Source organism: Methylobacterium sp. CCH7-A2 (assembly GCF_001557075.1).
GTDB classification, from domain to species: Bacteria; Pseudomonadota; Alphaproteobacteria; order Rhizobiales; family Beijerinckiaceae; genus Allobosea; species Allobosea massiliensis.
Genome location: NZ_LSKN01000245.1, coordinates 17571 through 39687 on the forward strand (window position 1 = coordinate 17571; position 22117 = coordinate 39687).

The window sequence follows — 22117 nt, forward strand, 5'->3', positions numbered from 1 at the left end:
GGTCGCGCGGCGGCCCGCTGGGAACGGGGCCTTGTCCTCTCTTGCCGTCTCTCTTGGAGTCAAAGGGGCATGCTGGCAAGCGTTGTCGCCGCCGATCCGCTCGATTGCATGCTGTATGCAGGCCGCGTAAATAGTATGACTATCGCCGGATCGGCTCTTGCCGCGCCCCGGCCGATGGGCATGATGTGCCTGTCTCGAATTGGTGGAAGCAGAGATCGGCAAGCGGCCGTCAGTGTCCGCGCCGCGCGAGAGGAAGACGAGGATGGCCAAGACCCCCGAAAGCAACCTGCCGCGCGATCAGCGCCCGGTCGCCACGACGAAGAAGAAGGCGCCTCGGCGCATCAAGCCGGAGCAGCTGCGCTCGAAGGCCTGGTTCGACAATCCCGCGAATGCCGACATGACCGCGCTCTATATCGAGCGCACGATGAATTTCGGCCTGTCGCGCGAGGAGTTGCAATCGGGCAGGCCGATCATCGGCATCGCCCAGACCGGTTCGGACATCGCGCCCTGCAACCGGCACCATATCGAGCTTGCCCACCGCGTTCGCGACGGCATCCGCGAGATGGGCGGCGTGCCCTTTGAGTTCCCGATCCATCCGATCCAGGAGACCTGCAAGCGGCCGACCGCCTCGCTCGACCGCAACCTGCAGTATCTCAGCCTCGTCGAAATCCTCTACGGCTACCCGCTCGACGGCGTTGTGCTGACGACCGGCTGCGACAAGACCACGCCGGCGCAGATCATGGCCGCCGCGACGGTCGATATTCCCGCCATCGCCCTGCCGGGCGGTCCGATGCTCAACGGCAACTTCCGCGGCGAGCGCACCGGCTCGGGCACGATCGTCTGGAAGGCGCGCCAGATGATGGCGGCCGGCGAGATCGACTACAAAGGCTTCGTCGATCTGGTCGCCTCCTCGGCGCCTTCCGCCGGCCATTGCAACACGATGGGCACGGCCTCGACGATGAACTCGCTCGCCGAAGCGATGGGCATGACGCTGCCGGGCGGCGCCGCCATCCCCGCGCCTTATCGCGACCGCTACGAGATGGCCTATCTGACGGGCAAGCGCATCGTCGAGATGGTCTGGGAGAACCTGGTGCCCTCGAAGATCCTGACGCGCGAGGCCTTCGAGAATACGATCGTCGTCAATTCGGCGATCGGCGGCTCGACCAATGCGCCGATCCACGTCAACGCCATCGCCAAGCATATCGGCGTGCCGCTCGACAACGAGGACTGGACCCGTATCGGCTACGACGTCCCGTTGCTGGTCAACCTGCAGCCGGCGGGCGAGTATCTCGGCGAGGACTACTACCGCGCCGGCGGCGTTCCCGCCGTGGTGGCCGAGCTCGTCGCCAAGGGCAAGATCAAGCCGGCGATCACGGCCAACGGCCGCACGCTCGCCGAAAACTGCGAAGGCTTCTTCTCGGTCGACCGGCGCGTGATCAAGACCTATGACGAGCCGATGAAGGCGCAGTCGGGCTTCCTCAACCTGTCCGGCAACCTGTTCGATTCCGCGATCATGAAGACCAGCGTGATCACGCCGGAATTCCGCAAGCGCTATCTCGAAAACCCGAAGGATCCCAATGCCTTCGAGGGCCGCGCCATCGTCTTCGACGGGCCGGAGGACTATCACCACCGCATCGACGACCCAGCGCTCGCCATCGACGAGCATTGCATCCTGTTCATCCGCGGCGTCGGGCCGATCGGCTATCCCGGCGCGGCCGAAGTGGTGAACATGCGGCCGCCGGATTACCTCATCAAGAAGGGCGTCTCGGCGCTGGCCTGCATCGGCGACGGGCGCCAGTCCGGCACCTCGGGCTCGCCCTCGATCCTGAACGCCTCGCCGGAAGCGGCGACGGGCGGCGGGCTCGCCCTGCTGAAAACGGGCGACAAGGTCCGTATCGACCTGACCAAGCGCACCGCCAACATCCTGATCTCCGATGAGGAACTGGCACAGCGCCGCGCCGCACTGAAGGCGGCCGGTGGCTACAAATACCCCAAGAGCCAGACGCCCTGGCAGGAGATCCAGCGCAAGATCGTCGGTGAACTCTCCGAGGGCATGGTGCTGAAACCGGCGGTCAAGTACCAGAAAATCCACAAGAAATTCGGTGTGCCGCGCGACAATCACTGATCGGGCGGGGAATCATGCTCGGGCTCGGCCCGAGCATCTTCGGCAAGAGATCCTCGGGTCGGCGCCATGCGCCGCCCGAGAATGACGCCAACGGGTGCCATTCCACGCACGCATCGGCGCCGCTCCCGCTGCGCGTGCCACCGGGGCTGACAAGGCACGCCTTTGCGGACACTATGCGCGGCCGGTTGCCAATGCCTCTCTGAAACGATTTAAAATGGCCTATTCCGCTCAGGTCGCTGCCTTTCGCTCGCTCCACGAGACCGGCTGCTTCGTCATGCCGAACCCGTGGGATCTCGGCTCGGCGCGCTGGCTGCGCGGCCAGGGCTTCAAGGCGCTGGCGACGACGAGCGCGGGCTTCGCCTTCACGCAGGGGCGGGCCGACCAGGACGTGCCGCGCGACATGATGCTCGCGCACATCGCCGAGATGGTGAAGGCGGTTCCCGACCTGCCGGTGAACGCCGATTTCGAGAACGGCTATGCCGACACGCCCGACGGCGTCGCCGCCAACATCAAGCTCTGCGTCGCGACCGGGGTCGCGGGGCTTTCGATCGAGGATGCGACGGGGCGCGAGGCCGATCCGCTCTATCCGTTCGAGCTCGCGGTGGAACGCATCCGCGCTGCGCGCAGGGCGATCGACGAGACCGGTTCGGGGGTGGTGCTGACGGCGCGGGCGGAGGCTTTCCTCACCGGCCATCCCGATCCGCTGCCCGAGGTGGTGCGCCGTCTGGGCGCCTTCGCGGACGCCGGAGCGGACGTGCTCTACGCGCCCTGGGTCCGGACCCCCGAGCAGATCGCCGCAGTCGTCGCGGCGGCGCGGGGCAAGCCCATCAATGTCGTCGTCTTCGCCGATTTCGGCCTGACCGTCGCCGATTTCGATGCGCTGGGCGTCAGGCGCCTGTCCACGGGGGGGGCTTCCGCCCGCTCCGCCTGGGCGGGTTTTATCGAATCGACCCGGCTGATCCGGGAGGAGGGCCGCTTCAGCGGCTTTGCGGGCAATTCCGTCACTGCACCGATCGAGCCTTTTTTCCGCGACGATCTCAAGGCTCGCTCATGAGCCGGATGCTCCTGATCGCGCCGGCCTGGCTCGGGCAGAGCGGTCTCTGGACGCTGGATGCCAAGGGCCGCCGCAGCGCCGTCGATGCCGAGGAGATCGGGCTCAGCGAGGATCTGGCGGACCGGCTCGAAGCCTGGATGGACGCCTTCGATGCGATCTACGAAGAGGATGCCGAGGCCCGCTCGCGCTTCCCCAGCGAAGCCGAGCAGCGCGCCTGGGAGGCCGAGGGGCACGCCATCACGGCGGCCATCGCGGCCGAGCTCGGCGCGGGCTGGTCGGTCTCGGCCGATCTCGCGGGCTGGCAGGAGATGACTAAGCCATGAGCACCGCAACGCCGACCGCCGAGCACAATCCGGTCCTGAACTGGACGGCACCGCCCTTTCCGCCGGCGCGGGTGCTCGAGGGGCGCTATTGCCGGCTCGAGCCGATCGACCCCGCCCGGCATCTCGACGACATCTGGGCCGTCAATGCCGGCCAGGACCCCATCTGGGAGTGGATGCCGGCGCATCCGCCGCAGACGAAGGAAGCCTATGGCGAATTGCTGGCGATGATGGCGGGCAAGGCCGGCATCGTCCCCTTCGCGATCATCGACACGGCCGACGGCAAGGCCAAGGGCCATCTCTGGCTGATGGAGATCCGGCCCGACCAAGGGGTGTTCGAGGTCGGCTACATCACCTATTCGCCCGTGCTCCAGAGAACGCGGGTGGCGACCGAAGCCATCCATCTCTGCGGCGCCTATGGCTTCTCGCTCGGCTACCGGCGCTTCGAGTGGAAGTGCAACAATCTCAACGAGCCGTCCAAGCGTGCGGCGCGGCGCTTCGGCTTCCAGTATGAGGGGCTCTTTCGCCAGCACATGGTGGTGAAGGGCAAGAACCGCGACACCGCCTGGTTCTCGATCCTCGACAGCGAATGGCCGGCGATCAATGCCGCCTTCGAGGCCTGGCTCGATCCGGGCAATTTCGATTCGGACGGCCAACAGAAGGCCCGTCTCGAAAGCTTCAGGGCCGCTCAGGCCTAATTTCACCACCAAGAAACGCGAAGGCGAGGACTTCACATGGCAGGACGTTTGAAGGGCAAGGTCGCGGTCGTCACCGCCGCCGGCCAGGGCATCGGGCGCGCGATCGCGGAGGCCTTCGTGGCCGAGGGCGCGACCGTCTGGGCGACCGACAAGGACGTCGCGCTGCTGGAGGGCATTCCCAAGGCGAAGAAGCGCAAGCTCGATGTCCTGTCGAGCCGGGCTGTAGAGAGCTTCGCCGCCAAGGTCGGGACGATCGATATCCTCGTCAATGCCGCCGGCTACGTCCATCACGGCACGGTCCTCGACACCGACGACAAGGCCTGGGATTTCTCCTTCGACCTCAACGTCACCTCCATGCACCGCACGATCAAGGCGTTCCTGCCGGGCATGCTGGAGAAGGGTTCGGGCTCGATCGTCAACATCGCCTCGGGCGCCGGCTCCGTGCGCGGCATCCCGAACCGCTACGCCTATGGCACGACCAAGGCGGCGGTCATCGGCCTAACCAAGGCGGTCGCAGCCGATTTCATCAAGAAGGGCATCCGCTCCAACGCCATCTGCCCCGGCACGATCCAGTCCCCCTCGCTCGACCAGCGCATCAAAGACCTGGCGGCTTCGACCAAAACCACGGAAGCGGCGGCGCGGCAGGCCTTCATCGACCGCCAGCCGATGGGCCGGCTCGGCACGGCGCAGGAGATCGCCTGGCTCGCCGTCTATCTCGCCTCCGACGAGGCGAGCTACACCACCGGCCAGATCCATCTCGCCGATGGCGGCTTCGCTCTCTGAGCGCACAAGAACAACAACAGGGAGAAAGCCCATGCATATTCTCGTTCTCGGTGGGGCCGGCATGGCCGGCCGCAAATTCATCGAGCGTCTCGCCCGTGACGGGCAACTGGGCGGCAAGCCCATCGTCAAGGTCACGGCGCAGGACGTCGTCGCGGCGCAGGCGCCGAAGGGGGCGGCCTTCGCCTTCGACGCGATCGTCTCGGACCTCTCGGTGCCTGGCGAGGCCGAAAAGCTGATCGCCTCGCGGCCCGAGCTGATCATTCATCTCGCGGCGGTCGTCTCCGGCGAGGCCGAGGCTGATTTCGAGAAGGGCTATCGCATCAATCTCGACGGGACGCGCTTCCTGTTCGAGGCGATCCGCCTGACCGGCGACGGCTACAAGCCGCGAGTCGTCTTCACCTCGTCGGTCGCCGTGTTCGGGGCGCCGTTCCACGACAAGATCGGCGACGAGTTCTTCACGACGCCGCTGACGAGCTACGGCACGCAGAAGGCGATCTGCGAATTGCTGCTGTCGGATTACAGCCGCCGCGGCTTCTTCGACGGGCTCAGCATCCGCTTCCCGACGATCTGCGTGCGGCCGGGCACGCCCAACAAGGCGGCGTCGGGCTTCTTCTCCAACATCATCCGCGAGCCGCTGAACGGCATCGACGCGGTGCTGCCCGTGTCGGACCAGGTACGCCACTGGCACGCCTCGCCGCGTTCGGCGGTCAACTTCCTGATCCATGCCGCGACCATGGATCTCGCGGCTGTGGGCCCGCGCCGCGCGCTCAACATGCCCGGCTATTCCTGCACGGTGGCGGAGCAGATCGAGGCGCTGCGCAAGGTCGCCGGAGACGGTGTCGTGGCGCGCATCAAGCGCGTGCCCGACCCGGTGATCGACAAGATCGTCGAGGGCTGGCCGCGCAATTTCGACCCGCAGCGCGCGATCGCGCTCGGCTTCAAGGCCGAGTCGAGCTTCGACGAGATCATCCGCATCCATATCGAGGATGAGCTCGGTGGAACCTTCGTGAAGTAGGCCGTTAGCGTATACCGCCGTCATGGTCGGGCTTGTCCCGACCATCCACGTCTTCGCTGCCCAAGTGGGGTTGCCAAGACGTGGATGCTCGGCACAAGGCCGAGCATGACGGGGTAGGCTGCCAAGTAGTCGGTTTCACGCCGGGCAGGGCTCGCCCGGCGTGTCGACGGCGACGGAAGGCTCGATCTCCGGCGCATGGGTCCAGCCGCTGGTGCCCCAGGTCTTCAGGGCAGCCCAGGTCGAGCGGTCGAGCCGGTACTGCTCGCAGGGGAAGAGCCCGCCGCGGGCCGGCAGAGACTTCAGGAACGAGCCCTCGGCGCGGAAGCCCGACTTCTCCAGCACGCGCTTGGAGGCGGGGTTGATGACCCGCGCATCGGCCTCGATCGCCTTGATCTCGCTCAGCGAGAACACGGTGTCGATCAGCGCCTGGGTGGCCTCGGTCGCCAGACCCTTGCCCCAATGGGCCGTTCCCAGCCAGTAGCCGATGAAGGGCACGCCCGTGGCCTGCCTGTGCGCGCCGATCATGCCGATCAGCTCGTTGGGCTTGGACCGCGGCGTGATCGCCAGCACCAGATGCTCGCCCAGCGCATTGCCCTTGCGCATGGCGAAGATGAAGGGCTCGACCGCTTCCACCGGATAGGGATGCGGGATCGAGGCCGTCATCTCGGCCACGGCTTTCTCCCCCGCCTGACGCAGGATGGCGGAAGCGTCCGCCATGCGCGGCCAGCGCAGCCAGAGACGGCGGGTCTCGAGCCGGAAGACATCGTCGCGGGTCAGTTCGGGGAACATCGGGTCTCTCCGTCGGCGCAAACGAAAAAAGGGAGCTGGGATTTGGTCCCACCTCCCTTTCGCTGACCTTGGGTGACCCCGTAGAGGGCTGGACCCCTGATCCGTTCCGGTTCGATGGAACCGGCGGATCGGAGAAGTCCCTATCCGCCGTCTTACTCTGCGGCCTCTTGGGCCGGGACTACGTTCACGAAAGCTCGGCCGAGTTTCGTCGTGAATCGGACGCGGCCGGCCGTAGTCGCAAAGAGGGTATGGTCTTTGCCCATGCCGACATTGACGCCGGCATGCCAACGGGTGCCGCGCTGGCGGATGATGATGTTGCCCGGAATGACGGCCTGGTCGCCGAACTTCTTCACGCCGAGGCGCTTGCTTTCGGAGTCGCGACCGTTGCGGGACGAGCCGCCTGCCTTTTTGTGAGCCATAACGCCCTACCTCAAAACTGATGTGGTCTCTCTAACCCGAATCGGCGGCAAAAGCCAGCCGGTTCGGGCGGGGAAGCGAAAACGGGACTGACGGGAGGCGTCAGTAGTCCTCGCCGGAAGCCAGCTCGGCCTGGTCGGCCTTGGCCCGCGGGGGCTTGCCAGCCAGGAGTTCCTTGGCCTGAACAACCCACTCCTCGCGGGTGGCGCGGCCGCGGAGCTTGAGCTCCTCGTCCCACTTGGCGACGTCGGCCTCGGTCCAGGCGGCGATGTCGTTCCAGGAGGTGATGCCGGCGGCGCGCAGCTTCTTCTCGATGGTCGGGCCGACGCCCGAGATCAGCGAGAGGTTGGAGGCGTCCAGCGCACCGGCCTCGGCCTTGGCGGCCTTGGGAGCCTTCGCGGCGGGCTTGGCCTTGGCTTCGGCAGCGCCGGCCTGAAGCGCGACGGCTGAAGCCTCGCCCTTCTTCATCTCCGGCTTCTTGCCGCCGGTGAGGATGTCGGTGATGCGGATGACGGTCAGCTCGGCGCGGAAGCCACGCTTGCGCTTCGAATTCTGGCGGCGACGCTTCTTGAAGGCGATGACCTTGTCGCCGCGGGCCTGCTCGACGATCTCGGCGGCCACCGTGATCTCGGAGAGGGCCTTGGCGTCGAGCGTGGTCTTCTCGCCGTCGGTGAGCATCAGCACGGTGTCGAAGGCGACGGTGTCGCCCGGGTTGCCTTCGATCTTGGCGGTGGTGATGCGATCGTTGGCGGCAACGCGGAACTGCTTTCCGCCGGTCTTGATGACTGCGAACATTTTATCCTCCATGTTCGGCCCCGCCCTGTCACGGCCTCGACGAGGCGCATGCGGGACGGCTTTTTGGCAGTCGTTACGGGTCAGGGTTCGCTCTTGACGGCTCAAGGTTCGCGCGCGGCGAAACCGATGGGCCAAAAGAGATCGGGCGCGGGTTTCCCCACGCCGGACGAGGCTCGATAGTCGCAAGGGTCACGAAGGTCAAGCGAAAGCGTCGCCTCGCGCTCCGAAAGCTAAGCCCCGGCGACGGCGAGAAACAGAAAGCGACCGGCGCGCGAGCGAAGGCTTGTTTTGGCCGAACTCCGCGTGTAGTAACCAGCCCGCTTCGACCGAAGGCGACCGCGGACAGGTGGCAGAGTGGTTGAATGCACCGCACTCGAAATGCGGCATACCCGCAAGGGTATCGGGGGTTCAAATCCCTCCCTGTCCGCCACTTCCGCCGAGACGCCAGCTCCCCGCCTTCTGCTCCGGTTCACTGGCCAGCTGTAAAGGCGAGCCGCGTCTGTTGAGCCGGCACGACAGACTTCGCCAGCTGCGGGGCCTGTGCGGTTTGGGGGCAATTCATGACCTCGACGATCGAACCCGGAACGACGTCCCGGCAGAGCGTCTTGGCAGGGCGGTTGTCGGCCATCGCAAGCATCGTCAGCATGACCGCCGAGACGGCGATCGTCGCGGCTGCGACCATGGAATTGGCGGACGTCGATCTCATGGGCGCCTCCTGCGGGCTCTGCTGATGCAACCGGGAGAGGGCGCCTGTGGTTCCGCCGCTCAGGCTGTCCTCATGGTCCTCGCCATCCTCCGTCAGACCTTCGGCGGCAGTCCCGCGCGATCGAAAACGGGCACCGACTCCATCGGCCCCTCCGGGCGTTGTCCGGTCGGGATGTCCTCCGCCGCATGGCGGATGGCTTCGCTTGTCGAATCTAGGCCATCGATCGTCTCGTTGGCGCCGCTGCCCGCGTCATGGACATTGGTCCGCAGGCTGACTTGGTGGGTGGCTGCAGCGCCGCCGCCTTCGGCCAGACGTTCGCCCTCATCCGGAATCTCGAGCGCGGGATTTTCGCGTGCCGTGTCCATCATCCGTCTCCTCAGGGATTGTCCCGGACGTAACGCCCGGCGATGCGCGATTGTTTCGGTGCATGAGCCCGTGGGCGCGACCATGACGCTTCCTTGACAGCGAGGCGGGCGCGCCATCATGGTGGCCGCTGTTCCAAGGGGTGCCTCGCGAGGAGGCTGAGATTCCGCCGGTCGGGCTTCGGTTCGACAGCGCGGTGACCCTCCGAACCTGATCCGGGTCATGCCGGCGTAGGGATGCGGGACATCGGGCGGCACCATCACGCCCCTTTTCCAGGCTCGCGCCGTCATTGTCGGATCGTCAGGCTCCAACCTCGGCATGTCGCCGGGCGAGTGGCCTTGCGGGAAGGCGAGCGGACGTGACGCAGAGCGAGATCATCGAGGCCTTGCTGGCCTTCATCGACCAGGACGGGGCGTCGGAGGCGGAATTCGAGCGCATGGCGCTGGCCGTCTTCGCCTATCAGTTCGCCCACAACGCGCCCTATCGGCGTTTCGCGATCCAGCGCGGGCGCACCACGCTCACCGTCCGCAGCTGGCGCGACATCCCGGCCGTGCCGATCAGCGCCTTCAAGACCCTGACGCTGAGCTGCACGCCGCCGGAGGCGGCCGAGCGCATCTTCATGACCAGCGGCACGACGCAAGGTGGGGTGCGGGGTAAGAGCCACCACCCGACGATGGCGGTTTGGAGCCGCTCGATGCTGGTGAATTTCCGCCGCCGCTTCATGGCCGGGCGGGAGCGCATCACGATGGGCATCCTCTTCCCCGACGAGGTGGCTATGCCGAACTCCTCGCTGGCGCATTACCTCGCTCTGGCGAAGCGGGAATGCGGAACGCCCGACAGCGAGGGCTTCATCGGCGCAAGCGGGCTCGACCTGCCGCGGCTGATCGCGGCGCTGGAGCGGGCGGAAGCTTCGGGCGAGCCCTATGCGCTGCTCGGCGCGAGCTTCAGCTTCGTACATCTGCTCGATGCGCTGGCGGCGCAGGGGCGGCGCTTCGCGTTGCCTGCAGGCAGCCGGATCCTCGACACCGGCGGCTTCAAGGGGCAGTCGCGCGAGATGGGGGCTGACGCCTTCTATGACGCACTCTCAGTGACGCTCGGCGTACCGCGCGAGGCCTGCATCAACATGTACGGCATGACCGAGCTCAGCACGCAGTTCTACGACGACGGCAATGCAGTCTGCCCGCCGGTGAAGTCCGGCCCGCACTGGATCCGCAGCCGCGTCGTCGATCCGGTCAGCGGTTGCGACCTGCCGGAGGGAACGACCGGCGTGCTGGTTCATCACGACCTCGCCCATTTCAACTGCGCCTCCGCGATCCTGACCGAGGACGCCGGCGTGATGGTCGAAGGCGGCTTCCGGTTGCTCGGCCGCGTCGACGGCGCCGATTCCAAGGGCTGTTCGGTGGCGGTCGAGGAATTCCTGCGGGCGGCGCGGGGCTGAGGCGGTGATCGAGACCGCGGGGCATCTGCCGGGGCTGCCGGCCAGTGAGGTCGCCTGGCGGACGCTGGATTTCAGCGCTTGGGGTGAGCGCGCGCAGGTGCGGGTTCCGGAGCTGACGGCGGCGCAGGCCGGCGCGCTTGCCAGCCATGTCCGCGAGCAGGCGCGGACCTATCTCCGCACTCTGCCGGTCGCGCAGATCGTCGCGACGCTGGACGCCGCCATCGCCCGGCTGCTCGACAGGGACGATCCCTGGCGGCGGCGGGCGGAAGCCGTGCTGCCGATCGTCACCGGCTATGACCGCGAGAGCGTGCGCCTCGGGCTGTCGGGCTATCTGCGCAGCTTCCGCGCGCCGCAGCTGCAGCGCTTCCTGGCCGAGGACTTCGCCAATCCGGCCGTGCTCGACGGCTTCCAGCCGGCGATGAAGGGCGGCTTCACGCGCGCCCAGGGGCCGCAGCTCCTGCTCCATATCTGGGCGGGGAACGTGCCGGGGCTGTCGCTCTGGAGCCTGATCTGCGGGCTCCTGGTCAAGGCCGGCACGGTCGGCAAGGTCGCGAGCGCCGAGCCGCTGCTGGCGGGGTGGTTCGCGCAGATCCTCGCCGAGATCGATCCGAAGCTCGGCGAATGCCTGGCGGTGGTCTGGTGGAAGGGCGGCGATGCGGAGGCTGAAGCCGCCTGGCTGAACGAGGCCGACACGATCGTCGCCTATGGCGGCAATGAGGCGCTGGCGGCGATCCGCGAACGGGTGCCGGTGACGGCGCGCTTCCTCCCGCATGGGCATCGGATCGGCTTCGGGCTGGTCGGGGCCGAGGCGCTTGACACGCGCCGGGCCGGGCCGCTGGCGCGGCTCGTGGCGCAAGACGTGGCGCGCTGGGAGCAGCAGGGCTGCTACTCGCCGCAGATGTTGTTCGTCGCCCGGGGTGGGGCGGTCTCGCCGCGCGAATTCGCCGAGCGCGTGTCGCAGGAGCTCGGCGCGCTGCGGCTCCGCCATCCGCGCCGCGCGCTCTCGGTGGCGGAGGCGGCCGGCGTTGCCGCCTGGCGCAGCCGCGAAGAGATGCGCGGCTTCGATGAGGACGGGACCGTGGTGCTGGGCGAGGCCGGAGACGGTTGGAGCGTGGTCTTCAGCGATGCCGCCCAGCCACTCGCGCCCAGCGCGCTCAACCGCACGCTGAAGATCGTCGCCGTCGACAGCCTCGATGCGGTGCCGGCGCTGGTTTCGCCCTCCCGCGCCTATCTGCAGACTGCGGCGGTCGCGGCCTCGCCGCGCGAGCTGTTCCGCATCGCGGCGCTGCTGGGGGACGCGGGCGTCACCCGCATCTGCGGCTTCGGGGCGATGGCGGCGCCCGAGGCCGGCTGGCACAATGACGGGCGCTTCAACCTGCTCGACCTGGTCAGGCTGACCGAGATCGAGCAATCGGCCGAACGCGCCGCCGACGGCTTCGCCGACTATGTCGACTGAAGCGAACCTGGACGCCTTCGTCGCCCTCGAGGCGGTCGATTTCGGCTATGGCGACGAGGCCATCGTCGACGGCGTCGACTGGGCGCTCCCGCGCGGGGCGTTCCATTGCCTGGTCGGGCGCAGCGGCAGCGGCAAGACGACCCTGCTCAAGCTCGCGGCGGGGCTGCTGGCGCCGCGCCGGGGCCTGGTGCGGATCGACGGCGCCGCGCTCGAGGGGCCGGGGCCGCGGATCGGCTTCGTCTTCCAGCAGCCGACGTTGCTCGACTGGCTCAGCGTTCTCGACAATGTCCTGCTGCCGCTCTCGCTGAAGCGAAGCGTGGGCGAGGCGGATCGCGAGACGGCGCGCGCTTTGCTCGACAGGGTGGGCCTGTCGGCCTTCGCGGCCCGCCATCCCGCCCAGCTCTCGGGCGGGCAGCAGAGCCGGGTCGCGGTGGCGCGGGCGCTGATCACGCAGCCGGCCCTGCTGCTGCTGGACGAGCCCTTCGCGGCGCTCGACGCGCTGACGCGCGAGGAGCTCCAGGACGATCTGCTGGCGCTCTGCGGACTGCAGGCGACCACGGTGCTCTTCGTCACCCATGACATCGGCGAGGCGGTCTATCTCGCCGATCGGGTCGCGATCATGGCCGGCGGGCGGCTGCACCACGACCTCGCCATCGACCTGCCACGGCCGCGCGCGCGCGCGATGCGCTATGGTCCCGCCTTCAACGCGCTCTGCCGCGAGCTGCGTCAGGCGATGGATGCCGCGCCATGAGGGAAAGGCTGGCCTCGGCGCTCCTGCTCGTCGCCCTGCTCGCTGGCTGGGAGGCGTGGTGCCGTCTCGGCCGGGTTCCGGCCCTGATCGTGCCGGCGCCGTCTTCGGTCTTCGCCACGCTGTGGAGCGAAATCGCCAGCGGGCGCCTGCTGCCGCACCTCGCCGTGACCGCGACCGAGATGACACTCGGGCTAGCGCTGGGCTGCGCGGTCGGGCTGGCAACAGGAATCCTGCTGGCGGAGGCTCCCGTGCTGCGCCGGTTGCTCCATCCCTACATCGTCGCGAGCCAGGTCGTGCCGAAGCTCGCACTCGGTCCGCTCTTCATCGTGTGGTTCGGCTTCGGCCTGACGCCGACCATCGTGATCACGGCGCTGATCTGCTTCTTCCCGCTGATGGAAAACACGCTGACCGGCCTGTCGCAGGTCGATTCCGGACGGCGCGAGCTGTTCCGGATGCTGGGTGCGAGCCGCCTGCAGACGCTGCTGCGGCTGAAGCTGCCGGGTGCGCTGCCGGTGATCCTCGCGGGGTTCCGGGTCGCGGTCGTGCTGGCGCTGGTCGGCGCCGTCGTCGGCGAGTTCATCGGCGGCCGGGCGGGGCTCGGTGCCTCGATCATCGCCGCCCAGAGCGTGATGGATTCGAGCCTGATGTTCGCGCTCTTCATCGTCATCACGCTGCTCGGCATGGCCTTCTACCAGGCGGCGCTCCTCATCGAGCGGCTGCTGCTGCGCCACCATCTGAAAGGGTAAGCTCCAATGTCCCCACATTCCCGCCGCCATCTGCTGGCGCTCTTCGGGACCGGCCTGATGGGCGCGTTCAGCCTTGGCCCCCTCCAAGCCCAGCCACTGGACAAGGTCACCGTCGCCGGCTGGAGCCAGCCGATCAGCGAGATCACCAATCTGCTGGCCGAGCCGGACAAGGGCTTCTTCCGCGCGAAGGGGATCGATCTCGGCTATGTGCCCGGAACCGGCGGCGGCTCGGCGATCCAGAACATGCTGTCGGGCCAGGCCGACATCGCCTTCACCGATCCGGCGGCGCTCTATCTCGCGCTCGACAAGGGCGAGAAGCTGGTCGCGATCTACAACATCTATCCGCAGAACGTCTTCAACGTGGTCGCGCCCAAGACCAAGGGCATCCGCACGGCCGCCGACCTGAAGGGCAAGCGCATCGGCGTCTATTCGCTGTCCAGCGGCACGCGGCAGAACCTGCAGGTGCTGCTGCATCAGGTCGGGCTGACCGAGAAGGACGTCACGGTCGAGGTCACCGGCCTGCTCAACTTCGCGCCGCTGATCCAGGGCCAGGTCGACGCCACGGCCGCGACCGATACCGGCCTGCTGGTCGCGAAAATGAAGGGGCTGCCGGAGGTCGACGTTATCGAGGTCAAGGACCATCTCAACCTGCCGAGCGACATCTTCGTGGTGACGGAAGGAACCTATGAGGCGAAGAAGCCGCTGCTGAAGCGCTTCCTCGCCGCCTATCGCGACAGCGCCGCCTGGATGATCGCGAGCCCCGAGGAGGCGGCGAAGCTCGCCGTGACGCGCGCGATCAATGGCCGCGACGAGGCGCTCAATCTCGAGATCATCAAGCTGCGCAACATCTCGACCGTGTCGCCGACGACGCAAGCGAAGGGCCTCGGCCATTTCGATCCGGAGCTGCTGCAGAAGGGCGCCGACACCTTCCACCGGCTCGGACTGATCGGAAAGCCGATCGATATAAGCCAGGTCGTGAAGACGGATCTGATTCCGTGAGCGTCTTCGTCATTGCGAGCGCAGCGAAGCAATCCAGCGCGTCGCAAACCCAACTGGATTGCTTCGCTGCGCTCGCAATGACGGTGCGGGCCAGCGCAGTTCCGCGAGAACAGCCGAGGGAACGGGCATGACCTTCCGCGACAGGGTGATCCTCGTCACGGGCGCGAGCCGGGGCATCGGCGCGGCCATCGCCAAAGCCTTCGCCGCCGAGGGCGGGCTGGTCTTCGTCAACTACCGCAGCAGCGACGCCGCGGCGCAGGCCGTGGTCGAGGCCTGCCGGGCGGCGGGCGGGCAGGCGGTGGCGATCGCCGCCGACGTCACCGATCCGGAGGCGGTCGCGGGGATGCTGGCGCGGATCGCGGAGGAGGCGGGCCGGCTCGATGCCGTCGTCAACAATGCGTTTGCGCCCTATGTCTTCGACCCCGACCATCGCGCGCGCTTCTGGGAGACGCCATGGTCGGCCTATCAGACGCAGGTCGATGGCGCGCTGAGGGCGACCTACAATGTCTGCCAGGCGGCCCTGCCGCTGATGCGCCGGCGCGGGCGCGGCTCCATCGTGAACATGGCGACCGATCTCGTGGCGCGGCCGAGCCTCGCCTATCACGACTACACCACGGCCAAGGCGGCGCTGATCGGCTTCAGCCGCAACCTCGCGACCGAGCTCGGCCCGCTCGGCATCCGGGTCAACTGCGTCGCGCCGGGGCTGGTCTGGCCGACCGATGCGAGTGCCCGGACGCCTGAGGCGGTCCGGGAGATGCTGATCGCCCAGACGCCGCTGGGGCGCATCGCGACGCCCGAGGACGTGGCCGGGCCGGTGCTGTTCCTTGCCTCAGAAGCCAGTGGCTTCGTCACCGGCCAGACGCTCCATGTCGATGGCGGGCTGGTGATGACTTAGGCCTTCGCCGCCTGCGCATCCCGGATCGCGCGCCAGACCCTCGCCGGCGTCGCCGGCATGTCGAGATGCGTCACGCCGAGCGGGCGCAGCGCGTCGAGGATCGCGTGGATCACGGTCTGCGGCGCGCCGATGCAGCCGGCCTGGCCGGCGCCCTTGACGCCGAGCGGGTTGGCGCGCGTCGGCACCTCGACCATCTCGAGATCGAAGGCGGGCAGGTCGGCGGCGCGCGGTACGGCATAGTCCATGAAGGTCGCGCTCAGCAACTGGCCGGAGCCTTCATCGTAGAGCGCTTCCTCCATCAGCGCCTGGCCGATGCCCTGCGCCAGACCGCCATGGACCTGCGCCTCCGCCAGCAGCGGGTTGATCAGCGTTCCGTAATCGTCGATCGCGACATAGCGTTCGATCGCGACGGCGCCGGTCTCCGGATCGATCTCGACCTCCGCCACCTGCGCACCGTTGGGAAAGGTGAAGACGTCGCAGCGGTTGTCGCCATGGCCCTCCAGCGGCGCGCCGCTGCTCTCCGCGAGATGGGACGAGATGGCGAAGAGGTCGATCTCGCGCGGCAGGCCGTCCGCGGCAGGCTCGCTGCGGAATCGGCCTTCCGCGAAGGAGAGGCTGTCGGCTGCGACCTGCAGCAGCTGCGCGGCAACGGGCCTCGCCTTCGCGAGCAGATCGTCGGCCGCCATCAGCAGCGCCGTGCCGCCGAGATGGAGCGAGCGTGCGCCGCCATGGCCGCCGCCGCGCGGGACGGTGGCCGTGTCGCCCTGGACGAGGGTGAAACGCTCGACCGGCAGGCCGAGCCGGTCGGCCGCGAGCTGGGCGAAGCTGGTCTCATGACCCTGACCGTTGGAATGGGTGCCGACGGCCATGGCGATGGCGCCCTCGGCATCGACCCGCAGCCAGGCCTCCTCGTCGGGGCGGCCACGCGAGGTTTCGAGGAAGCAGCCGATGCCGAAGCCGCGCAGCTTCCCGCGCTTTCGGGCGGCGCGCTTGCGGGCCGCGAAGCCGGCGCGGTCGGCCGCCGCCAGCGCCCGCTCGAGGTTCTCCGGAAAGGTGCCGCTGTCGATCACCATGCCGAAGGCGGGGCGGCGGTAGGGGAAGCTGCGGATGAAGTTGCGCCGGCGCAGTTCCGCCGGATCGATGTGCAGCTTATGGGCGGCGGCCTCGATCAGCCGCTCGATCAGATAATTCGCCTCGGGCTTGCCGGCGCCGCGATAGGCGTCGATCGGGGCGGTGTTGGTGAAGACGCCGCGCACGTCCATCGCCATGGCGGGGATGTCGTAGAGCCCGCCCATCGCCGCTGAAGGTGCATTGGTCGCGCTGCCGGGGCCGAGCGAGGAGACATAGGCGCCGAGATTGGCGATCGTCTCGACATCGAGCGCGAGGAAGCGCCCGCGCCGGTCGAGCGCCAGCCGCGCGGTGCTGAGATTGTCGCGGGCATGGGCGCCGCCGGTGAACTCCTCGATGCGCTCGGCGCTCCAGCGCACCGGCCGGCCGAGCCGCCGCGCAGCCCAGAGTACCAGCGCATATTCGGGATAGGTGACGTTCTTCATGCCGAAGCCGCCGCCGACATCGGGCGTCGAAACCCGGATGCGGTCGAGCGGCAGGCCGAAGACGCCCTGCGCGAGTTCACGGCGGATGTCGTGGACCGAGGCGCCGCTGATCTCGAGATGGAAGCGGTCCGCGCCGGCGTCGTAACGGCCGATGGCGATGCGCGGCTCGAGGGCTGCCGCCACGATGCGGTTGTTGACCAGAGCGCAGCTTACGACATGGGAGGCCTTGGCGAAGGCGCGCTCGACGGCGGCGGGATCGCCGCGGCGGAAACGGAAGGCGATGTTCCCCGGCGCCTGCGGCCAGAGCTGCGGCGCCTCCGGGTCGGTCGCGCCGCGCAGATCGGTGACGGCCGGCAGGATGTCGTAATCGATGCTGATGTGCTCGCAGGCCTCGCGGGCCAGCGCCTCGGTGTCGGCGACGACGAAGGCGACGGGTTCGCCGACATGGCGGACGATGTCGCGCGCCAATGGCCAGCGCGGCGGCACGATCAGCGGCTCGACGGAAGCGATAACGATCGAGGTCGGCAGCGGAGCGAGGCCGTCGAGATCCGCGGCGGTGTAGACTCCGTGCACGCCGGGGAGGCTTGCCGCTGCAGAGCGGTCGATCGCGCGGATGCGGGCATGGGCATGGGGCGAGCGCAGCATGACGGCGGCGAATTCGCCGTCCGGGGCGCGATCGCCGAGGTAATCGCCGCGCCCGGTGAGGAAGCGTGCGTCCTCCCGCCGCCGCAGCGAGCGGGGATCAGCGGGTGGGCCAAGATGAGTCGATCCGGACCGGCCGCTTGTGCTGTCGTTCATCGTCGGATCGCCTTCGTCACCGAAGCGTGGGACCGCCTGTTCCGCCGATGCAAGACCGGTGCTGCGGACACCGGGCCCGCTGAGGCCGCCCTGACTGGAATCAAGACGATGCGGTCAGATAGCCCGCCAGGCCGGCGGTCGAGGAATCATGGGCGTCGGCGGGAGCCTTGCCCTCGATGACCGGCAGTAGCGCCGTCGCCAGCTCCTTGCCGAGTTCGACGCCCCATTGATCGAAGGCGTTGATGCCCCAGATCGCGGCCTCGACGAAGACGCGGTGCTCGTAGAGCGCGATCAGGCGGCCGAGTGTGAAGGGATCGAGCTTGCGGTAGGCCAGCGTGACCGAGGGGCGGTTGCCGGGGAAGACCTTGTGCGGCGCCAATGCCGCGATGTCCGCTTCGGACAGCCCCTGTTTCGCCAGCAACTCGCGCGCCTCCTCTAGCGTGCGGCCCTTCATCAGGGCCTCGCTTTGGGCGAGGCAATTGGCCAGCAGCAGCCGGTGATGATGCGCCAGCTCCGGCTCGTGCCCTTCTGCCGCGACCATGAACTCGCAGGGGATGGTGTCCGTGCCCTGGTGGATGAGCTGGTAGAAGGCATGCTGGCCGTTGGTGCCGGGCTCGCCCCAGACGAGCGGGCCGCTCGGCCGTTCGACGGGCGAGCCGTCCTTGCGGACGCGCTTGCCGTTCGATTCCATGTCGAGTTGCTGGAGATAGGCCGGCAGGCGCAGCAGGCGCTGGTCGTAGGGCAGGATCGCGCGCGCCGGATAGTTGCAGATGTCGCGGTGCCAGATGCCGATCAGGCCGAGCAGGACCGGCAGGTTATGGGCGAGCGGCGCGGTGCGGAAGTGCTCGTCCATGGCGTGGGCGCCGGCGAGAAAGGCGCGGAAGTGCGTCGGCCCGACCGCGATCATGACCGGCAGGCCGATGGCGGACCAGACCGAATAGCGGCCCCCCACCCAGTCCCAGAACCCGAAGACGCGGTCCGGCGCGATGCCGAAGGCGGCGACCTTGTCGAGCGCCGTGGAGACGGCGGCAAAGTGGGCGCCGACCGCAGCCTCGCCGAGCGCAGCCGCGATCCAGCGCCGTGCGGTGGCGGCGTTGGCCATGGTCTCAACCGTGGTGAAGGTCTTGGAGGCGACGATGAAGAGCGTCCGCGCCGGATCGAGCCGCGCCAGCGTGTCGGCGATATGGGCGCCGTCGACATTGGAAACGTAATGCAGGCGCGGCCCGTCATGATAGGGCGCCAGCGCCAGCGTCACCATGACGGGGCCGAGATCGGAGCCGCCGATGCCGATATTGACGACGTCGGTGAAGGGCGCGCCGTCCGAGGCCGCGATACGGCCTCCGCGAACCCCGTCCGCGAAGGCGCCGAGCCGGTCGAGGGTCTCGTGGATCGCGGGCATCACGTCCTGCCCGTCGACCAGGACGCGATGGCTCTTCGGTGCGCGCAGGGCGGTGTGAAGGACAGCGCGCTTCTCCGTGGTATTGATCGCCTCGCCCGCGAACATGGCATCGCGCTGACCGGCAACGCCGGTGGCTTCGGCCAGTTCAAGCAGGAGCGCGCGTGTCTGCGCCGTCACAGCGGTCTTGGAGTAATCCAGGAGCAGATCGTCGAGACGGGCGGAGAAGTCGGTAAAGCGGGCGGAATCCTCGGCAAAGAGAGCCCGCAAGGGGCGGGCTTGCGTGGCCTGATGGTGTTCCGCCAGCTTTGCCCAGATCAGATCCTGCACCATTGCGCTCCTGTTGACCGCGACGCCCCTGGCGCCGCTCCGGCAACCCGCTTGTCTGAGAGCGGTTCCCGATGTCGGAAATTGGGCCGCGCCGTCGGGTCCGGCAAGCCCGGTTCCTTCACGCGACGCTCAGCCCCATGATGCCGTGATGGCGGATGCGGTCCGCGACGAAGCCGGACGCGGTGGCCGCCGCGACGAAGCGGCCGAGCCAGGCGACCGCCTCCTCCGTCAGTCCGTCAGACCTGCGGGGGACGCCGATCGCCTGCTGCACGGCCATGAAGCGTCCATCGAGCAGGCGCGCGCCCGGCATCTGCTTGGCGTCTTCGAGCAGGCGCATGCGCAGGCCGGCCAGGGCGTCGAGCCCTTGGTCGCGGAAATCGGCGAAGGTCTTGTCCATGGTGGCGGTGCGGACGAGTTCGGCGCGCCGGATGTTACGATCCAGCCAGAGGCCATAGGCCGTGCCACCCGTGACGGCGATGCGGATGCCGGGGGCGTCCACGGCGTCGATCGTGTTGAGCGGCGAGCCGGCCGGCACGAGATAGGTCGCCTCGATCTGCGCATAGGCGGCGGTGAAGGCGATCGTCTCGGCGCGCTGCGGCTCGGCGCCGATCAGGCCGATGTCCCATTCGTCGCGGCCCGCCGCATCGGCCAGCAGAGCGGGCGAGGCGTAAGGCACGAGCCGCAGCGCGACGCCGAGTCGGTCCGCGATCGCTTTCGCCATGTCCGGCGAGACGCCGACCGGGACACCGTCGGCCGCGCGTGCGGAGACGAGCAGAAAATTGGACAGGTTGATGCCCGCTCGCAGGATGCCGTCCGGAGCCAGCCGCGCGCGCAGGGATGCCGAAACCGGCCCGGGATCACCGTCGAATGTCATGAGCGGGTCCCGGGTGGCGAAAGTAGGTCAGGCGGCGGCGAAGGGCGCAAACAGGGAGGCGACCTCGCGATAGACGCCCTGCTTGAACGGAATGATGAGATCGACCGTGCGCTCCAGCCGCTCCCAGCGCCAGGCGTCGAATTCGGCCTTGTGGCCGCCCGCCGGCGTCGCGATGTCGATCTCGCTGTCGGGGCCCGTCAGCCTGAAGGCAAACCATTTCTGCGCCTGACCGCGCCAGCGCCCTTTCCAGGCCTCCTTGCCGATGGCAGTCGGCAGATCATAGGCGAGCCAGCCCGGGCTCTCGGCCAGCAGCGCCACCGAGGTGACGTTGGTCTCTTCCTGAAGTTCGCGGATGGCGGCCTGGAGCGGTGTTTCGACGGCGTCGATGCCGCCCTGCGGCATCTGCCATTCATGGCCGGGCGCGACATGCTCGCGCTGGGACCTGTTGGCGCGGCGACCGACGAAGACGAAGCCCTCGGCGTTGAACAGGGCGAGCCCCACGCAGGGGCGGTAGCCGTCCGGCGGCGTGGCGGTGATCATCTGAGGGATCCGGTGGTCTTGGGGCTGCGCAGGCCCCGGGCCGCACTCATCGGCACGATGACGAGGCCCTTCGCTTCCAGCGTCTGCGCCCAGCGCGCGATGCGCTCGATCGAGACCGGGAGCGCGCTGGCGCCGAGCACGACGACGCCCTGGTCACGGGCCGTGGCCTCGATCGCGGCGAGTTCCTTGTCGATCGCGTCGGGGCGGGCAACCGCATCGACCACGCGGTCGATCTTCAGCGTCGGGATCTGGGCCCGCTGCGCGGAAGCGGCGAGAAGACTGCGCGCCGAAGAGCCATCATCGACGACCATCAGGCCGCGGCCGGCGAGTTCGCGCAGGATCGAGGACAGCGCCGCCTCGTCGGAGGTGAAGCGGCCGCCGAGGAAGTTGACGATCCCGACATAGCCGGTGAAGCGGCCAAGCGCCCAGTGCAGCCTTTCGATGTTCTCGGCGCCCTTGGGGCCGGTCAGCAGCGTGTGGGGTCCGGGATCGCTGTCGGGATAGTCGAACGGCTCCATCGGCAGCTGCAGGAACACCTCATGGCCCTCGCCGCGGGCGCGCTGGACCGTCCGCTCCAGTTCGGCGCCATAGGGTGCGAAGGCAAGCGAGACTGGGCCGGGCAGCTTCGTGATAGCGTCGGCGGTCCCGGTGGGGCTGATGCCGAGGCCGCCGACCAGGATCGCGACGCGTCCATTGACCTTGCCGGCCGGTGGCGGGCCAAGCGGGCGCGCATAGTGCTGGGCTGGGGTCGTGCCGTCCGGAGCAATCTTCGGGAGCATCCCGTGCCGGGTCCGCTCGACGAGGCGATTGTCGGGCGCGGGGGCCAGCTTCACGACCGTGGGGGTGTCGGGAATGGTGATCACGATGGCGCCGGGCGCATCCGATCCCGGGCGCACCACGGTGACGCCGGATTCGCTCTCGAGCTGGCGTGCGCTGGCCTGGGTGCGGGACGCGTCGGCCGGGGCGGTCGCAACGGCCGGGCCAGCGGGAACGGAGGGCTGTGCCGGGCGGGTTTCGATACGGGCGGTCGCCATCGGCTGACCGCCATCCGGATCGCGTCGGATGGCGACGACGAGCAGAAGCCCGATCCAGGCCAGACCGACGAGGCCAGCCCCCGCGAACACGGCCCAGCGGCCCCATGGCCGGGCCGGGGATGTCGGGCGGTCCTGGCCGAGTGGCCGGTTGAGCTCAGTGAGCGGCGTTCCGGCCAAGCGAAGCCGTCCTCAAGCTTGCGAACGGACCCGAATCAGTGGTCCGCGAAGCGAGAGTATGTCGG

The 22117-nt window shown here is 68.5% G+C and carries 22 protein-coding genes, 1 tRNA gene and 1 riboswitch; of the genes, 13 read left to right on the forward strand and 10 right to left on the reverse strand.

The window, feature by feature from the left end:
• Window positions 1-262 precede the first annotated feature (262 nt).
• The 6 genes from AX750_RS18605 (at window position 263) to denD (ending at window position 5995) form a co-directional block, all read left to right on the forward strand.
• Window positions 263-2125, forward strand: a complete 1863-nt coding sequence (locus tag AX750_RS18605) for an IlvD/Edd family dehydratase (RefSeq protein WP_082735244.1) — start codon at window positions 263-265, stop codon at window positions 2123-2125.
• A gap of 214 nt (window positions 2126-2339) precedes the next feature.
• Window positions 2340-3179 (forward strand): isocitrate lyase/phosphoenolpyruvate mutase family protein, encoded by an 840-nt coding sequence (locus tag AX750_RS18610; RefSeq protein WP_066723591.1) that lies wholly within the window; start codon window positions 2340-2342, stop codon window positions 3177-3179.
• Entirely contained in the window at window positions 3176-3502 is a 327-nt protein-coding gene (locus AX750_RS18615; protein ID WP_066734603.1) for a hypothetical protein, read from the forward strand. Before AX750_RS18610 ends, AX750_RS18615 begins: the two co-directional genes overlap by 4 nt.
• A complete protein-coding gene (locus AX750_RS18620) occupies window positions 3499-4197 on the forward strand; it encodes a GNAT family protein (RefSeq protein WP_066723585.1) in 699 nt (232 codons plus the stop codon). Before AX750_RS18615 ends, AX750_RS18620 begins: the two co-directional genes overlap by 4 nt.
• A gap of 36 nt (window positions 4198-4233) precedes the next feature.
• A complete protein-coding gene (locus AX750_RS18625) occupies window positions 4234-4980 on the forward strand; it encodes an SDR family oxidoreductase (protein ID WP_066723581.1) in 747 nt (248 codons plus the stop codon).
• A 31-nt stretch (window positions 4981-5011) separates the two neighbouring features.
• Window positions 5012-5995 (forward strand): D-erythronate dehydrogenase, encoded by a 984-nt coding sequence (gene denD / locus AX750_RS18630; protein WP_066723578.1) that lies wholly within the window; start codon window positions 5012-5014, stop codon window positions 5993-5995.
• 135 nt (window positions 5996-6130) lie between these two features.
• Here denD and AX750_RS18635 read toward each other — a convergent pair whose 3' ends face one another.
• The 3 genes from AX750_RS18635 to rplU all read right to left on the reverse strand — a co-directional run bounded on the left by AX750_RS18635 (window position 6131) and on the right by rplU (window position 7996).
• Window positions 6131-6784 carry a GNAT family N-acetyltransferase gene (locus AX750_RS18635; RefSeq protein ID WP_082733283.1) on the reverse strand — a complete coding sequence of 218 codons (654 nt, stop codon included), beginning with the start codon at window positions 6782-6784 and terminating at the stop codon, window positions 6131-6133.
• Window positions 6785-6936: 152 nt separating this feature from the next.
• The gene (gene rpmA / locus AX750_RS18640) at window positions 6937-7203 is read right to left on the reverse strand and encodes a 50S ribosomal protein L27 (RefSeq protein ID WP_066723575.1); all 267 of its coding nucleotides are present in this window, start codon (window positions 7201-7203) and stop codon (window positions 6937-6939) included.
• Window positions 7204-7303: 100 nt separating this feature from the next.
• Window positions 7304-7996 (reverse strand): 50S ribosomal protein L21, encoded by a 693-nt coding sequence (rplU, locus tag AX750_RS18645; protein WP_066723572.1) that lies wholly within the window; start codon window positions 7994-7996, stop codon window positions 7304-7306.
• Window positions 7997-8336: 340 nt separating this feature from the next.
• Here rplU and AX750_RS18650 point away from each other — a divergent pair.
• A tRNA-Ser gene (locus AX750_RS18650) sits at window positions 8337-8426 on the forward strand.
• Window positions 8427-8465: 39 nt separating this feature from the next.
• Here the strand turns inward: AX750_RS18650 and AX750_RS18655 are convergent.
• Both AX750_RS18655 and AX750_RS18660 read right to left on the reverse strand, forming a co-directional pair.
• Window positions 8466-8702 carry a hypothetical protein gene (locus AX750_RS18655; protein ID WP_156446618.1) on the reverse strand — a complete coding sequence of 79 codons (237 nt, stop codon included), beginning with the start codon at window positions 8700-8702 and terminating at the stop codon, window positions 8466-8468.
• Window positions 8703-8794: 92 nt separating this feature from the next.
• Window positions 8795-9067 (reverse strand): hypothetical protein, encoded by a 273-nt coding sequence (locus AX750_RS18660; RefSeq protein WP_066723555.1) that lies wholly within the window; start codon window positions 9065-9067, stop codon window positions 8795-8797.
• 126 nt (window positions 9068-9193) lie between these two features.
• Window positions 9194-9319, forward strand: a riboswitch (TPP riboswitch).
• Between the two features lie 104 nt (window positions 9320-9423).
• Between AX750_RS18660 and AX750_RS18665 the strand changes: the two genes are divergently transcribed.
• The 6 genes from AX750_RS18665 to AX750_RS18690 all read left to right on the forward strand — a co-directional run bounded on the left by AX750_RS18665 (window position 9424) and on the right by AX750_RS18690 (window position 15350).
• A complete protein-coding gene (locus AX750_RS18665; RefSeq protein WP_066723551.1) occupies window positions 9424-10503 on the forward strand; it encodes a long-chain fatty acid--CoA ligase in 1080 nt (359 codons plus the stop codon).
• Window positions 10504-10507: 4 nt separating this feature from the next.
• Window positions 10508-11959, forward strand: a complete 1452-nt coding sequence (locus tag AX750_RS18670; RefSeq protein ID WP_066723549.1) for an acyl-CoA reductase — start codon at window positions 10508-10510, stop codon at window positions 11957-11959.
• Window positions 11949-12710, forward strand: a complete 762-nt coding sequence (locus tag AX750_RS18675) for an ABC transporter ATP-binding protein (RefSeq protein ID WP_066723547.1) — start codon at window positions 11949-11951, stop codon at window positions 12708-12710. The genes AX750_RS18670 and AX750_RS18675 overlap by 11 nt, the downstream gene beginning before the upstream one ends.
• Window positions 12707-13456: an ABC transporter permease gene (locus tag AX750_RS18680; protein WP_066723544.1), complete on the forward strand. Its 750-nt coding sequence runs from the start codon at window positions 12707-12709 to the stop codon at window positions 13454-13456. Before AX750_RS18675 ends, AX750_RS18680 begins: the two co-directional genes overlap by 4 nt.
• A gap of 6 nt (window positions 13457-13462) precedes the next feature.
• Complete coding sequence (locus AX750_RS18685; RefSeq protein WP_066723542.1) at window positions 13463-14455, forward strand: ABC transporter substrate-binding protein; 993 nt, start codon at window positions 13463-13465, stop codon at window positions 14453-14455.
• Window positions 14456-14582: 127 nt separating this feature from the next.
• Window positions 14583-15350 carry an SDR family oxidoreductase gene (locus AX750_RS18690; protein WP_066723540.1) on the forward strand — a complete coding sequence of 256 codons (768 nt, stop codon included), beginning with the start codon at window positions 14583-14585 and terminating at the stop codon, window positions 15348-15350.
• On the opposite strand, the gene AX750_RS18695 is transcribed toward AX750_RS18690, so the two are convergent.
• From AX750_RS18695 to AX750_RS18715, 5 genes are all read right to left on the reverse strand, one after another.
• The gene (locus AX750_RS18695) at window positions 15347-17701 is read right to left on the reverse strand and encodes a xanthine dehydrogenase family protein molybdopterin-binding subunit (RefSeq protein ID WP_066723537.1); all 2355 of its coding nucleotides are present in this window, start codon (window positions 17699-17701) and stop codon (window positions 15347-15349) included. The genes AX750_RS18690 and AX750_RS18695 overlap by 4 nt on opposite strands.
• A gap of 100 nt (window positions 17702-17801) precedes the next feature.
• Window positions 17802-19430 carry a glucose-6-phosphate isomerase gene (gene pgi, locus AX750_RS18700; RefSeq protein ID WP_066723536.1) on the reverse strand — a complete coding sequence of 543 codons (1629 nt, stop codon included), beginning with the start codon at window positions 19428-19430 and terminating at the stop codon, window positions 17802-17804.
• 115 nt (window positions 19431-19545) lie between these two features.
• Entirely contained in the window at window positions 19546-20301 is a 756-nt protein-coding gene (locus AX750_RS18705) for a transporter substrate-binding domain-containing protein (protein WP_066723535.1), read from the reverse strand.
• Between the two features lie 27 nt (window positions 20302-20328).
• On the reverse strand, window positions 20329-20841 hold the full coding sequence (locus AX750_RS18710; protein WP_066723533.1) for an RNA pyrophosphohydrolase: 513 nt from the start codon (window positions 20839-20841) through the stop codon (window positions 20329-20331).
• Entirely contained in the window at window positions 20838-22052 is a 1215-nt protein-coding gene (locus AX750_RS18715; RefSeq protein WP_082735243.1) for a divergent polysaccharide deacetylase family protein, read from the reverse strand. The genes AX750_RS18710 and AX750_RS18715 overlap by 4 nt, the downstream gene beginning before the upstream one ends.
• Between the last annotated feature and the right edge of the window lie 65 nt (window positions 22053-22117).